Genomic DNA, 13360 nt, shown 5'->3' on the forward strand with positions numbered 1-13360 from the left:
TGGACGCTCCTAGAGGTATTGGGACGCGTTGTCCTTGGTGATCTGCGGCGAGGGCACGACGGTGTCCTTCTCGACCTTGGCGCCGCCGAGGACCTCGACCGTGCGGTCCAGGGCGAGCGAGCCGATCACCTTCGGGCTGTTGAGGCCGGTGACGACGTAGTTGGTGCCGTCGAGGATCGCCTTGAGCGCCTCGGCCTGCCCGTCGACGCCGGCGAGCACGATCTGCCCGGCCTTGCCTGCGGCGGCGACCGCCCGCTGCGCGCCGAGGCACATCGCGTCGTTCTCGCAGAAGACGGCGACGAGGTCGGGGTGCTTGGCGAGCAGCCCCTCCATGACGGTGAGCCCGCCGTCGGAGCCCCAGTTGCCGAAGTCGGGGGCCTCGATGAGGGTGATGTCGGCCTTGGTACCGAGCACCGACTTCAACCCGTTGGTGCGGGCCAGACCGATCGAGTTGTCCGCCGGCCCACCCTTGATGATCGCGACCTTGCCCTTGACGCGGCCCGCCAGGAACTCGCCGTCCTGCTTGCCGATGGCCTCGTTGTCTGGCCCGATCCAGCTGGTGTACTCGCCGGTGGCGAACTTCCGGTCGACCAGCACGACGGGCTTGCCCGCCGCCTTGATCGCGTTCAGGGCGGCCGGCGCCGACTCGAGCGGGCCGCCCGAGATGATGATCGCGTCGACGTTCTTGCTGAGCAGGTCCTCGACGTTGGCGGCGAGCTTGGCGGCGTCGCCCCCGGCGTCGGTGCTGACGATCTTCACGTTGCCCTTGGTCTTGGCCTGCGCGGCGATCGCGGCGTCCATGCCGCTGAAGTACGGCCCGCTGAGCAGGAAGTTCGCGACGCCGACGGTGTACCCGTCCTTCCCCGCAGGGTCGTCGGAGCAGGCGGTGAGGCCCAGCGCCGCCACCAGAAGCAGGGATAAGGCTCTTCTCATGCGCGTCCCTTCGCGACGGAGCGCGGCCGCCTCGAGCGCTGCACGAGGATGACCGCGATGATGATCAGTCCCTTGAGCACCTGCTGCCAGAACGACTGCACGCCGTACAGGTTCAGCAGGTTGTTGATCAGGACCAGGACGAGCACCCCGCCGAAGGCACCCTTCGCCGAACCCCGGCCTCCGGACAGGCTCGCGCCGCCGATGACGCAGGCCGCGATCGCGTCGAGCTCGAAGGCGACCCCGACGCTGGGTTGTGCGATGCCGACCCGGCTGGTCAGGATGACCCCGGCGAGTCCGGCACAGAAGCCGCTGACGCAGTAGGCGAGCACGATGTGCCGTCGCACGTCGATGCCCGCCAGGCGGACCGTCTCCGCGTTGCCGCCGATGGCGATGATCGAGCGCCCGGGTGGCGTCCGGGCCAGGAACACGCCACCGATCGCGAAGACGGCCAGCATGATCAGCGTGATCAGGGGGACGGGGCCGACCATGGCCGAGCCCAGCGTGAGGAACGCGGGGTCGGCCGGTGCGATCGGCACCTCCGAGTAGACGAACGCGAGCCCGCGGACCGTGGTGAGCGTCGCGAGGGTGACCACGAACGGCGCGAGCTCGAACCGGGCCACCAGGACGCCGTTGACGGCGCCGAACGCGAGCCCGCACAGGACGCCGGCCGCCATCGCCAACGGGATCGGCAGGTCGGCGGCCAGGCCCGCGGTCACGATCCCGGCGAACGCCACGACCGACCCGACGGACAGGTCGATCCCGCCGGTGAGGATCACGACGAGCATGCCGAAGGCGAGCAGCCCCGTGGTGACCATCTGCTTGAGGAGGTTGGTGATGTTGGTGCCGCTGAGAAAGCTGTCCGACGTGGTGGCCGCGACGACGATCAGCGCCGCGATCAGCAGCGTGAAGGCCGCCTCGACGGTCACGTCCCGGTTTCGGATCCGAAGCGCCAACGTTGTCACGCGATCGCCCTCTCCAGGACCTGTTCCTCGGTGGTGCCTTCGGACGGCAGCTCACCGGCGAGCCGGCCCTGCCGCATGACGAGGACCCGGTCGGTGGCGCCGAGCACCTCGGTCAGGTCGGAGGAGATGAGCAGCACGCCCATTCCCTCGCGGGCGAGCCCGTCCACGGTGCGGTAGATCTCGACCCGGGTGGCCATGTCGACCCCGCGGGTCGGCTCGTCGAGGATCAGCACGCGGGGGCCGGTGAGCAGCCACTTGGCGAGCACGACCTTCTGCTGGTTGCCGCCGCTCAGGTGTACGACCGGCATGCCCGCGCACCGGTCGGGGCGGATGCCGAGCCGCTCGATCATGCCGTGCACGGAAGCCTGCTGCCGGGGGCGGTCGATGAACGGGCCGCGGGCGGTCGACCGCCAGGTGGTGAGGCCGATGTTGTCCCGGACGGTCATGCCGAGCACCAGGCCGCTGCCGGCCCGGTCCTCCGTCACCATCGCGACGCCCGCCCGGATCGCCTCCTTCGGGCTGCGGAACGCCGCGCCCGCGGTCGGGCGGGCGGCTCCGAACAGGCACGCGGCCAGTTCGCTGCGGCCCGACCCGACGAGGCCGAAGAGCCCCACGATCTCGCCGGCCCGCAGCGTGAACGACACGCCGTCGAACTCCCCCGTCCTGCCGAGCCCGTCGACGGTCAGCAGCGGCTCCCCTGGCAGCGCTCCGAGGGCGGGCCGGCGCTCCGGGTAGATCCGGTCCACGGTCCGGCCCGCCATGAGCCGGATGAGGGTCCCCTCGTCGGTGGCGTCCGGGGTGGTGGTCGCCACGACGTGGCCGTCCTTGACCACGACGATGCGGGTGGCCAGCTCCAGGACCTCGGCGAGGCGGTGCGACACGTACACCACCAGCACCCCTCGCTCCTGCAGCCGCCGGATCACCGCGAACAACGCGTCGAGATCCGCGCCGGCGAGGACCGCGGACGGCTCGTCGAGGACGAGGACGCGGGGTTCGCTGACGAGGGCCTTGGCGATCTCGACCATCTGCTGCCGGGCCACGGACAGCGTGGCCGCCTTCAGCCGCGGGTCGATGCCGCCGAAGCCGATCTCCTCCAGCAGCCGACCGGCCCGCCGGTGCGCGGCCGGCCAGTCGATCAGGCCGAACCGGCGCGGGAAGTCGCCCATCAGCAGGTTCTCCGTGACCGACAGCTCGGGCACCAGGGAGAGCTCCTGGTGCACGGTGCGGATGCCGGCGGCGTGCGCGTCGTGCGGGGTGCGCAGGGTCAGCTCGGCGTCGTCCCACGAGAGGGTGCCGGAGCTCATCGGTACGACTCCGGCGAGCACCTTGATCAGGGTGGACTTGCCGGCGCCGTTGGCGCCCACGATCGCGAGGACCTCGCCGGGCTCGCCGTGCAGCGTCACCCCGTGCAGGACCTCGACGCCGTCGTAGGACTTGTGGACGTCGCGCAGCCGCAGCGTCATCGGAAGGCGTCCATGACGACGACCGTCTTCTGCCGGGTCAGGTCGAGGACCGTGTCGTGGACGCCCTCGCGGTAGCCGCCGGTGTCCTTGGTGCCGCCGAACGGCAGGTTCTCCGCCCGCAGCGCGGTCGAGCCGTTGACGACGACGCCGCCGACGTCCAGCTGCCTGGCGATGCTCAGCGCGCGGGAGATGTCCCGGGTGAAGACGGCGGCGTGCAGGCCGTACGGGGAGTCGTTGGCGAGCCGGACCGCCTCCGCCGGGTCGTCGAAGCGGGCCACGGGCGCCACCGGCCCGAAGATCTCCTCGGCGAACGCCGGGCTGGCGGCGGGCACGTCGACCAGCACGGTCGGGTCCATGAAGGCCCGCGTGCGGACCCCGCCGGCGACGAGCCGGGCGCCGTCGCCGACGAGCGTCCGGACGGCGTCGAGCACCCGCCCGGCGGCCTCCTCGGCGATGAGCGGGCCGACGTCCGTGGACTCCAGCAGCTGGTCGCCGACCGTCAGCTTCGCGGTCTGCGCGACCAGGGTGTCGACGAACGCGTCGTGGACCGCCGTCTGGACGTACACCCGCTTGACCGCACAGCAGATCTGCCCGTTGCCCCGGGCGAGCCGGCCCAGCACGACGGCGCGGGCGGCCTCCTCGACGTCGGCGTCGGCGCAGACGATCAGCGCGTCGTTGCCGCCGAGCTCCAGGTGGACCTGCTTGAGCGTGCCCGCGGCCAGGCGGGCGATCTCGCGGCCGGCGGCGGTGCTGCCCGTCAGGGTGACGGCGGCGATCCCGCTCATCTCGGCGAGCTGCCGGCTGACCTCGGCGCCGCCGATGACGACCTGGTGCGCGTCGCGGGGCGCTCCCGCCTGCTCCACCAGCTCGGCGATCCGCAGCACCGCCAGGGGGCAGCGGGCGGGGGGCTGCACGACGACCGCGTTGCCGGCGGCGAGGGCGGCGGCGGCCTTGTGCGCGTACAGCTCGACCGGATAGTTGAACGGCACGAGCGCGGCGACGACGCCGAGCGGCTCGCGGATGGTGACCGCGAGGTGCCGCTCCAGGCCCGGCACGGCGTCCAGCGGGATCTGCCGGCCGAAGAGCCTGGTCGCCTCCCCCGCGGTCGCGCGGAAGATGCGGATCGCGGCCTCGACCTCGCCGCGGGTCTGCTGGATCGGCTTGCCGTTCTCGGCGGCGAGGAGCCGGGCGAGGCCTTCGAGCTCGGCCTCGATCAGGTCGGCGACGCGGCGCAGCAGCGCGGCGCGCTCGTGCGCGGGGGTGGCGGCCATCGCCCGCTGGGCTTTACCGGCCCGCTCGACGGTCGCGGCGACCTGCGCCGCGCCGGTCTCGGGCACCTCCCCCAGCACTTCGCCGGTGCCGGGATTGCGCACGGTGACAACGGCCATGATGGCTGGGCCCTCCTCGGGGGTACGGCGGTCGCGGGCGTGCCTCTCACGCAATGCGCGCAAGGGCAGGTCCACCGGCGCCGTCCGGCGAGGATCACGGGCGAGACCGCGGTGAGTGAGGGTGGGCTCACCGGGATCGGTCTTTGTTAATGTACCGAACGAACCCCCGAAGTCAAGGTCGGCATACGATCACCCCATGAGCATCTACGACGTCGAGATCGCCGGGCTGCAGGGCGATCCGCTGGACCTCGGCCAGTTCCGCGGGCACCCCGTGCTGGTCGTCAATGTCGCCTCGAAGTGCGGACTGACGCCGCAGTACACCGAGCTGGAGGCGCTGCAGAAGGAGTACGGCGACCGCGGGTTCACCGTGCTCGGCGTGCCGTGCAACCAGTTCGGCGGGCAGGAGCCGGGCACCACGGAGGAGATCGCCGAGTTCTGCAGCACGACCTACGGCGTGACCTTCCCGATGACGGAGAAGGTCGAGGTGAACGGCGACGGCCGGCACCCGCTCTACCAGCACCTGGTCGACGTCCCGGACGCCGAGGGCTACACCGGGGACATCCGGTGGAACTTCGAGAAGTTCCTGATCGCCCCCGACGGCACGGTCGCGGCCCGCTTCTCGCCGCGGGACACGCCCAAGTCCGATGAGGTCGTGAAGGCGATCGAGGCCTCGCTCTAGATCCCCAGAGCCTTCCTCGCGTAGCTCAGGTCGTCGCCGGGCGTGTAGCGGTAGGCCGAGAGGCCTGCCGCTCGCGCCGCGCGGATGTCGCGGTCGGTGTCGTCGATGAACAGGCACTGCTTCGGGTGCGCGCCGATCAGCGCGCACGCGGCGCGGAAGAAGCCCGGCGCCGGCTTGTGCACGCTGATCTCCGAGGAGTTGGCGACCGCGTCGAACTGCTTGGTGAGCCCGTGCAGCGCGAGGATGTCGCCGAGGTCGTCCATGGCGTTGGTCGCCAGGCCGACCTTCATGCCCGCGGCCCTGACGTCCTTCACGAAGCGCAGCACCTCGGGCACGATCTCGCCCTTGTACGCGTCCCACTCCTGCACGACGGACCCGTCGACGCCCAGGGCCTCGGCGATGCTCTCGAGCCACTCGTCGCGCTTGATCTGCCCGGTGATCGCCGGCAGCTGCCGGTCCCATTCGAGCCCGGCGGCGAGGATGGCCCCGGGCTCCAGGCCGTGCCGCAGCTCGACCAGCTCGGCGATCGCCGGGTCGTGGCGGCGCAGTACACCGTCGAAATCGATCAACAGAGCGGTGGGGCGAGTCGTCATGCGGCTTCTTCCGTGCGGAGGCGCTGAGAGATGACTTCGGTCACACCCTGGCGCATGGTGACGCCGTAGAGGGCGTCGGCGACCTCCATCGTGCGCTTCTGGTGCGTGATGATGATCAGCTGGCTCTTCTCGCGGAGCTGCTCGAAGAGCGTGATCAGGCGGCCGAGGTTGACGTCGTCGAGGGCCGCCTCGACCTCGTCCATGATGTAGAACGGCGAGGGGCGGGCCCGGAAGATCGCGCACAGCAGCGCGACCGCGGTCAGCGACCGCTCGCCACCCGACAGCAGCGACAGCCGCTTGATCTTCTTGCCCGGCGGGCGGGCCTCGACCTCGATGCCGGTGGTGAGCATGTCCTCGGGGTCGGTGAGCACCAGGCGGCCCTCGCCGCCGGGGAACAGCACCGAGAAGACCTGCTCGAACTCGCGCGCCGTGTCGTGGTATGCGCTGGTGAAGACCTCGAGGATGCGGTCGTCGACATCCTTCACGACGGTGAGCAGGTCACGACGGGTCGCCTTGAGGTCCTCGAGCTGGTCGGAGAGGAACTTGAAACGCTCCTCCATCGCCGCGAACTCCTCCAGGGCGAGGGGGTTGACCTTGCCCAGCAGGTTGAGCTCGCGCTCGGCCTTCGCGGCGCGCTTCTCCTGCGTGGCCCGGTCGAAGGGCACCGGCGAGGGCGCCGGCTTGCCCTCGGCCTCCGCGGCGGCGACCTCGGGCGCGGTGGGCGGCACCTCCAGGTGCGGGCCGTACTCGGCGACGAGCGTGTCGGCGTCGAGGCCGAACTCCTCGGCGGAGCGCGCCTCCAGCTGCTCGATGCGCATCCGCTGCTCGGCCCGGGCGACCTCGTCGCGGTGCACGGCGTTGGTGAGCCGGTCCAGCTCGGCGGTGAACTGCTTCGCGCGGCCCCGGACCTCGGTCAGCGTCGACTCGCGCTCGGCGCGGGTCTCGGCGAGCGCGTCGCGGGTCTCCTGCGCCTCGGCGATCGACTCGGCGAGATTGTCCAGCGCCAGCTGGGCGGCGCCGACCACGGTCTCGGCGACCCTGGCGCCGCGGGCGCGGGTGGCCTTGCGGGCGGCGGCCCGCTCGCGGGCGGCCCGCTCCTGGGCGGCCTGGCGCAGCAGCGCGTCGGCCCGGCCGGCGAGAGCGCCGACCCGCTCCTCGGCGGTGCGGACGGCGAGCCGGACCTCCATCTCCTGCTGGCGGGCGACGGGCACCTCGGCGGCGAGGTCGTCGCGCTCCATCGTCGAGGGGTCCTCGTCGATCGGCGTCTCCTCGGCGAGGGCGAGCCGCTCCTCCAGCTCGGCGAGGCTGGTCACGCCGGACTCGCGGGCCGTCTCCGCCTTCGCGCGGGCGGCGGCGTGCCGCTCGACCTCGGCCTTCGCGGACTTGGCGGCGGCGCCGAACTCGGCGAGGCGGCGGGCGGCGGCGTTCCGCGCGCTGTCGGCCTCCTTCTTCGCCGCGGCGGCCTCCGCGACCTGCTGCTTGGCGCCGGTCGCGGCGTGCCGGGCCAGGGCGAGCAGCTCGCGCGCCTCGGCGACGCGACGCTCCGCATCGACCTTCTGCTGGCGGGCCTCCTCGACGGCGGCCTGGACCTCGATGTAGCTGTGCTGCTTGCCCGACCCGCCGGCGGCCGCGTACGCGCCGAGGACGTCACCCTCGGGTGTGACGGCGCGCAGGTTGGGCGCGTACGACACGATCCGCTTCGCGACCGTGAGGTCCGGCGCGAAGACCACGTCGCCGATCGCCCGTTCGAGGGCGGGGCGCAGCTCGTCGGGCGCGCGGACCAGGTCCAGGGCCCAGGCGGCGCCGGGCGGCAGCGGGACCCGCTCGACCGGCGGCGCGCTGTGCGTCGGCGCGGACGCGATCAGCAGCGCGGCCCGGCCCGCGTCGTCCTGCTTGAGCATCTCCACGGACGCGGTGGCGCCGTCGATGTTGGCGACCGCGACGGCGTCGGCGAGCGCACCGAGCGCGGCGGCGAGGGCCGCCTCGTGCCCGGCCTGCACCGACAGCAGCGCGGCGACGCTGCCGAGCATGCCCGGGATCCGGTCGGCGCGGGCGAGCAGCGTGCCGGCACCGTCCTTGCGGCGCAGGCCGGTCGCCAGGGCCTCCTCGCGGGCCTTCCACTGCGCGGCGTCCTTCTCGGCCGCCCGCTCGGCGTCGCTGTGCTGCTTGACCTCGTTGTTGATCGCATCGAGCTCGCGGGTGGCCTCCTGGTGACGGATCTCCAGGTCGGCGTTGGCGTGGTCGGCGACGCTCGCGCCGGCGCTCGCCTCCTCGTACAGCGCGTGGGCGTGCTCGGAGCGCGTCTCGGCCTCGGCGAGCTGCACCGACAGCCGCTCGATCTCGTCGGCGGCGGCGGTCGCGCGGCTGCGCGCGGACTCGACCTGGCCGGCGAGCTTCGCCAGGCCCTCGCGGCGGTCGGCGATGGCCTTGTGCGCGGCGACGATCGCCCTCTCCGCGAACGCGAGCCGCCGCTCCAGGTCCTGCCGCCGGTCGACGGCCTCGGCGAGCCGCTCCTGGCTGGCCTCCAGGGCCGCCCGCAGCTCGTCCTCCTGCTCCCGTACCTTCTCCGCCTCGGCCGTCAGCTGGTCGGGGTCGCGGCCGGGCCGCTCGTCGACGGGGGCGGCGGACAGGTTGCGGTGCCGCTCCGAGGCCAGCTGGTGCAGCGAGCGGTACCGCTCCTGCAGCGTCGACAGCTGGAACCAGGTCTCCTGCGCCTCGGCGAGCACCGGCGCGTCGGCGGCGTGCTCGGCCTCCAGGGTCGCCAGCCGCTCGTTGATCGACTCGACCTCGGCCTCGACCTCCTCGCGGCGGGCCCGCAGCGCGGTCTCGTCCGCGATCTCCTTGTCGAGGGTCGTGCGCAGCGTGGCGAGGTCGTCGGCGAGCAGGCGCAGCCGGGCGTCGCGCAGGTCGGCCTGGATGCCGGCGGCCCGGCGGGCGACCTCGGCCTGCCGGCCGAGCGGCTTGAGCTGGCGGCGCAGCTCGGTGGTGAGGTCACCGAGGCGGTTGAGGTTGGCGGCCATCGCGTCGAGCTTGCGGATCGCCTTCTCTTTGCGCTTGCGGTGCTTCAGGACGCCGGCGGCCTCCTCGATGAACGAGCGGCGGTCCTCCGGCCGGGCGTGCAGCACGCCGTCGAGCCGGCCCTGGCCGACGATCACGTGCATCTCGCGGCCGATGCCGGAGTCCGACAGCAGCTCCTGGATGTCGAGCAGCCGGCACTGGTTGCCGTTGATCTCGTACTCGCTCTCACCGGAACGGAACATCCGGCGGGTGATCGAGACCTCGGTGTAGTCGATCGGCAACGCGCCGTCGGTGTTGTCGATCGTGAGCGTGACCTCGGCCCGGCCCAGCGGCGCCCGGCCGGCCGTCCCGGCGAAGATCACGTCTTCCATCTTGCCGCCGCGCAGTGCCTTGGCGCCCTGCTCGCCCAGAACCCAGGAGATCGCGTCCACCACGTTGGACTTGCCCGACCCGTTGGGGCCGACGACGCAGGTGATGCCCGGCTCGAGACGCAGCGTGGTCGCGGACGCGAAGGACTTGAAGCCCTTGACCGTCAGGCTCTTGAGATGCACGGATCTCCACGGGTTTGGGTTGGGCGTCGCTCGGGGTTCGCCGCTCGGGCTTGTCTCGGGCCTGTCTCGGGCTTGTCTTGGGCCTTGTACTGGGCAGACTATCGCCCGGCAGGATACCCAATCCGGCAGTGCCGCACACCATAATGCGCTGCTGCGCACCCGCGAAAATGTCACCCGGAAGTCATTCGCAACCATTGTCGACGCTGCGTCGTTACACGACTGCACGGCGCTTTCTTGATGTTGCTGCTTTCTTGGCGCTGCTTTGCGGTGCGTAATGACATGACTGCGCGCCGATACCCAGAGGATGATCGGCGCGCGGGTTTACTGTTCAGTTCTGCGTAGGTTCCAGTGCAGAGCGCCGGATTTCTCCGGCGTTCCTTACGTGGTTGCGAAGGCCTTGGGTCAGGCCATCGCCGGCTCGACGAGCCGGACCAGGTGGTCCGTCTCTGCGGCCGCCGCTGCGAGCCGGTCATTCTCGGCGCGCAGCCGGACAACCTCGAACTCGAGCGCCCGAACCTTGGCACGCAGCTGGGTGACCTCGTCTACGAGGCGCCGATCGGGCGCGCCGCCCACGTGGCCGAAGAGGGCCTTAGCCATATCGTCTCCTTGATAAGCGCAGCCGGTCGGATTCCGGCAAACGCGCGCCCAGCACCCGCGACCGAAGCACTAGGGCATGATTGGGCGCGACTGGCGACACCTCTATGTTCGCCCCCGGTCGGCGACTTCGTCAAGCCAACCGGCACGCCAAACGTCCTGGCCAGGGTGTTCTCACTCACCCGGGTGCGTGATCACACCCCTGAAGCCGATCGTGGCAGTGTGCCACCAGTTGCCCGCAAGCGCCACTGCAAAGTAGCGTCGTGTCGAAGAAATTCCGTCTCACCCGTTTCAGATCACCCGCTCCGCCTCACCCGCGTCCGGCGCTTCGCACTGCTCGGCCCCCCACCTGAAGGAGATCCCCGATGACCGCGCCGCAGCCTGGCTTGCTGGCCCGGCTCGGACCCACCGGCATCGCCGCGGCCGTCACGGCCGTCCTGATCCTCTTCGGCATCGGCGCGATGATCGTGCCCGCGCTGACCGACGGCGGGAGCGAGCCCTCGGCCGCCGCCGCGGCCGCCCAGCCCGCGCCCCCCGCCCCCGCGGCGGACACCTCCTCACCCGCGGACGCGGCCACCAGCGCCGCCCCGACCTCCGCCGCCCCCACCTCGGCGAAGGCCACCCCGACCCTCAACGCCAGCTTCAACAGCGGCTACGAGGACCGGGTCGTGCAACTCGTCAACGGCGAGCGCCGCAAGGCCAGGTGTGAGGCGCTGCGGATGCACCCGCAGCTGCGTACCGCGGCCAGGGCACACAGCGCCGACATGTTCACCCACGACTTCAGCCGGTCACAGGGCAGCGACGGCAGCTCCCCGGCCGACCGCGCCCGCCAGGCCGGCTACAACGCCTTCGCCGGCGAGCTGGTCGCCAAGGGCGGCGACCCCGGTGACGTCGTCAAGGGCTGGCTGCGCGACAAGAGCGACCGCGAGATCCTGCTGGACTGCGCCACGAAGTCGATCGGCGTCGGCGCCGCCATGCGCGGCAAGACGCCCTACTGGACCGTGGACACCGGCCGTGCTTGAGGGGGCCCAGCATCGTTAGTCCGGTCGTGGACCGGGTTCCGACGCTCCTGCCACTGCGGGCGCATCCCCTCGCCCGGCCACACGCATGGGAGATCGTCGCGGGACACGGTTCCGCGTTCACCGTCGTCGTCGACGTGGCGGGCGGCCCCGGCAGCGGGCGCGACCCCGTCTACACGGCCGCCATGAGCAGGCTCGCCGCGGCCGGCGTCCGGCTGCTCGGCTACGTCGACGTCGACCTGTCCACCAGGCCGATCGAACAGATCCGCGCCGACGTGTACCGCTGGGCCGGCTACCCGGTCCGCGGCGTCTTCCTCGACAGGGTGCCGGTCAGCCCGCACTCGATCGGCCCTGTCGCCATCGCCGCCCGGTTCGCCCAGCGCGCCGACCTGCCCGACGTGGTCCTCAACCCGGGCGGCCCGCCCGACCAGACCTACCGCGACCTCGGCCTGCCCATCTGCGTCTTCGACGGCAGCTGGCGCGACTACCGCCGCTGGAACGGCGCCGGCGCCCTCCCCGGCGACGGCCACCTCGTCCACGCGGTGCCGCCGTGGGAGCTCGACGAGGCCGCCCGCCTGCAGGTCGCCCGCGGGGCCGGCTTCGGCATGGTGACCGACCTGGGCTCCCCGGACCCGTACTCCGACCTGCCCGCCTGGTGCGGCCAGGTCCCCGGCCTCGCCGACCTCAACCCGCCGACCCCTCTCCCCCGCCGCCCTCGCCCGCACCGCCTCACCAACACCGCCACCGCTGCCACCACCGCGGCCGCCAGAACAGGCCGCACGGGTTAGGCTACGCAGAGCGATAGTTCCATGGTCAATTAGATCGCCCGATGTAAGGTGCAGTGAGAACTGCCAGGCACGGCACAGGCCTCCCCCCGCTGCCTCTCCACCAGCGACCGGCCCCTCCCCGGCCTCGTCGACGGAATTGATCAAGCCCTTCGCGCGCCCGCGACCGCCGCCCACCCGCCGCGGCGCGCGGTAACCGCTGGTCGCCGTCCGGCGCGGCACGGGAACCGACGAACGCGGTCAGGCCAGCGCCGCAACCCGGGCCGCCGGTTCCAGGCAGGGACCAAGATCTGACACGGGGTCAGCGGAGTGAACGCTGACGCGGGGTCAGCGGGGTGAGCGCTGCGTGGCGGCACGGAGGCGGGGCTGGCAGCGGGGCAGGAGAAGTCAGCGGGGTGAGCGCGGACGCGGGGTCAGCGCGGCGAGCGCTGCGTGGCGGCACGGGGGCGGGGGAAGTCAGCGGGGTGAACGCGGACGCGGGGTCAGCGCGGCGAGCGCTGCGCGGCGGCACGGGGCCGGGGCTGGCAGCGGGGGCAGGAGAAGGACGAGCGGTTCATGAACGACTCGCGGCGGATCGGGGTGCCGCAGCGGGGGCAGGGCAGGCCCTCGCGGCCGTAGGCGTTGAGGGAGCGGTCGAAGTAGCCGCTCTCACCGTTGACGTTGACGTAGAGCGCGTCGAAGCTGGTGCCGCCCTGGACGATCGCCTCGTTGAGGACGTCGCGGACGTGGCCGAGCAGGCGGCGGACGGCGGGGCGGGAGATCTGGTCGGTCGGGCGGGCGCCGTGCAGCTTCGCGCGCCAGAGTGCCTCGTCGGCGTAGATGTTACCGACGCCGGAGATCAGGGTCTGGTCGAGCAGTCCGCGCTTGACGTCGGTACGGCGGCGGCGCAGGTTCTCCACGAACGCCTCGTCGGAGAAGGACGGGTCGACCGGGTCGAGCGCGATGTGAATGAGCTCCACGGGCAGCACCGCGCCGCCGGCGGAGACCGCGAGGCCGCCGAAGGTGCGCTGGTCGACGAAGCGCAGCTCGGGGCCGTCGTCGTCGAACGTGAACCGGACCCTCAGGTGCACCTCGGCGGGCGCATCGACTGGCTGCATGAGCAGCTGGCCCGACATGCCGAGGTGGCCGACGAGCGCATCCTCGTCGTCGAGCGGCAGCCAGAGGTACTTGCCGCGGCGCTGGACCGCGCCGACGCGGCGGCCGGCGAGGACGTCGGCGAAGTGGACGGCGCCGGGCAGGTGGCGGCGGATCGCGCGCGGGTGCAGCACCTCGACGGTGGCGATGCGCCGGCCGGAGACCCACTTGTCGAGGCCGCGGCGGACGGTCTCAACCTCGGGCAACTCGGGCATCATGCTCCAATGCGACGAAAACCCAA

Annotated in this window: 11 protein-coding genes; 3 read left to right on the forward strand and 8 right to left on the reverse strand. The window is 72.2% G+C overall.

Translation table 11 applies throughout. The annotated features are described in order from the left end of the window. Positions 1 to 9: 9 nt before the first annotated feature. The 4 genes from ACQEVZ_RS18685 to ACQEVZ_RS18700 are packed head-to-tail and all read right to left on the reverse strand — an operon-like array spanning position 10 to position 4746. A complete protein-coding gene (locus ACQEVZ_RS18685; RefSeq protein WP_344507965.1) occupies positions 10 to 933 on the reverse strand; it encodes a substrate-binding domain-containing protein in 924 nt (307 codons plus the stop codon). After that, positions 930 to 1895 (reverse strand): ABC transporter permease, encoded by a 966-nt coding sequence (locus ACQEVZ_RS18690; RefSeq protein WP_433368094.1) that lies wholly within the window; start codon positions 1893 to 1895, stop codon positions 930 to 932. The genes ACQEVZ_RS18685 and ACQEVZ_RS18690 overlap by 4 nt, the downstream gene beginning before the upstream one ends. Further along, complete coding sequence (locus ACQEVZ_RS18695; RefSeq protein ID WP_433368097.1) at positions 1892 to 3358, reverse strand: sugar ABC transporter ATP-binding protein; 1467 nt, start codon at positions 3356 to 3358, stop codon at positions 1892 to 1894. Before ACQEVZ_RS18695 ends, ACQEVZ_RS18690 begins: the two co-directional genes overlap by 4 nt. After that, positions 3355 to 4746: an aldehyde dehydrogenase family protein gene (locus tag ACQEVZ_RS18700; protein WP_433368100.1), complete on the reverse strand. Its 1392-nt coding sequence runs from the start codon at positions 4744 to 4746 to the stop codon at positions 3355 to 3357. Before ACQEVZ_RS18700 ends, ACQEVZ_RS18695 begins: the two co-directional genes overlap by 4 nt. 196 nt (positions 4747 to 4942) lie before the next feature. Between ACQEVZ_RS18700 and ACQEVZ_RS18705 the strand changes: the two genes are divergently transcribed. Further along, positions 4943 to 5425: a glutathione peroxidase gene (locus tag ACQEVZ_RS18705; RefSeq protein ID WP_354888765.1), complete on the forward strand. Its 483-nt coding sequence runs from the start codon at positions 4943 to 4945 to the stop codon at positions 5423 to 5425. On the opposite strand, the gene ACQEVZ_RS18710 is transcribed toward ACQEVZ_RS18705, so the two are convergent. The 3 genes from ACQEVZ_RS18710 to ACQEVZ_RS18720 form a co-directional block, all read right to left on the reverse strand. Beyond that, entirely contained in the window at positions 5422 to 6018 is a 597-nt protein-coding gene (locus ACQEVZ_RS18710; protein WP_433368103.1) for an HAD-IA family hydrolase, read from the reverse strand. The two genes, ACQEVZ_RS18705 and ACQEVZ_RS18710, sit on opposite strands and share 4 nt — an antisense overlap. Beyond that, positions 6015 to 9587: a chromosome segregation protein SMC gene (gene smc / locus ACQEVZ_RS18715; RefSeq protein WP_433368106.1), complete on the reverse strand. Its 3573-nt coding sequence runs from the start codon at positions 9585 to 9587 to the stop codon at positions 6015 to 6017. Before smc ends, ACQEVZ_RS18710 begins: the two co-directional genes overlap by 4 nt. Positions 9588 to 9989: 402 nt before the next feature. After that, entirely contained in the window at positions 9990 to 10184 is a 195-nt protein-coding gene (locus tag ACQEVZ_RS18720) for a hypothetical protein (protein ID WP_033357811.1), read from the reverse strand. 362 nt (positions 10185 to 10546) lie between these two features. On the opposite strand from ACQEVZ_RS18720, the gene ACQEVZ_RS18725 reads away from it, so the two are divergent. Both ACQEVZ_RS18725 and ACQEVZ_RS18730 read left to right on the forward strand, forming a co-directional pair. Next, positions 10547 to 11203, forward strand: a complete 657-nt coding sequence (locus ACQEVZ_RS18725) for a CAP domain-containing protein (protein ID WP_433368110.1) — start codon at positions 10547 to 10549, stop codon at positions 11201 to 11203. Positions 11204 to 11229: 26 nt separating this feature from the next. Next, positions 11230 to 11988: a spherulation-specific family 4 protein gene (locus ACQEVZ_RS18730; RefSeq protein ID WP_433368113.1), complete on the forward strand. Its 759-nt coding sequence runs from the start codon at positions 11230 to 11232 to the stop codon at positions 11986 to 11988. 479 nt (positions 11989 to 12467) lie between these two features. On the opposite strand, the gene mutM is transcribed toward ACQEVZ_RS18730, so the two are convergent. Continuing rightward, positions 12468 to 13334 (reverse strand): bifunctional DNA-formamidopyrimidine glycosylase/DNA-(apurinic or apyrimidinic site) lyase, encoded by an 867-nt coding sequence (gene mutM, locus ACQEVZ_RS18735; protein WP_433376855.1) that lies wholly within the window; start codon positions 13332 to 13334, stop codon positions 12468 to 12470. Positions 13335 to 13360 lie beyond the last annotated feature (26 nt).

Origin of the sequence: Dactylosporangium sp. CA-152071, from assembly GCF_050936335.1 — a bacterium.
GTDB classification, from domain to species: Bacteria; Actinomycetota; Actinomycetes; order Mycobacteriales; family Micromonosporaceae; genus Dactylosporangium; species Dactylosporangium maewongense.

Coding starts and splice junctions, on each gene's coding strand:
- mutM (WP_433376855.1), bottom strand. CDS start 13,334: ATGCCCGAGTTGCCCGAGGTTGAGACCGTCCGCCGCGGCCTCGACAAG.
- ACQEVZ_RS18720 (WP_033357811.1), bottom strand. CDS start 10,184: ATGGCTAAGGCCCTCTTCGGCCACGTGGGCGGCGCGCCCGATCGGCGC.
- ACQEVZ_RS18700 (WP_433368100.1), bottom strand. CDS start 4,746: ATGGCCGTTGTCACCGTGCGCAATCCCGGCACCGGCGAAGTGCTGGGG.
- ACQEVZ_RS18695 (WP_433368097.1), bottom strand. CDS start 3,358: ATGACGCTGCGGCTGCGCGACGTCCACAAGTCCTACGACGGCGTCGAG.
- ACQEVZ_RS18725 (WP_433368110.1), top strand. CDS start 10,547: ATGACCGCGCCGCAGCCTGGCTTGCTGGCCCGGCTCGGACCCACCGGC.
- ACQEVZ_RS18705 (WP_354888765.1), top strand. CDS start 4,943: ATGAGCATCTACGACGTCGAGATCGCCGGGCTGCAGGGCGATCCGCTG.
- ACQEVZ_RS18685 (WP_344507965.1), bottom strand. CDS start 933: ATGAGAAGAGCCTTATCCCTGCTTCTGGTGGCGGCGCTGGGCCTCACC.
- ACQEVZ_RS18710 (WP_433368103.1), bottom strand. CDS start 6,018: ATGACGACTCGCCCCACCGCTCTGTTGATCGATTTCGACGGTGTACTG.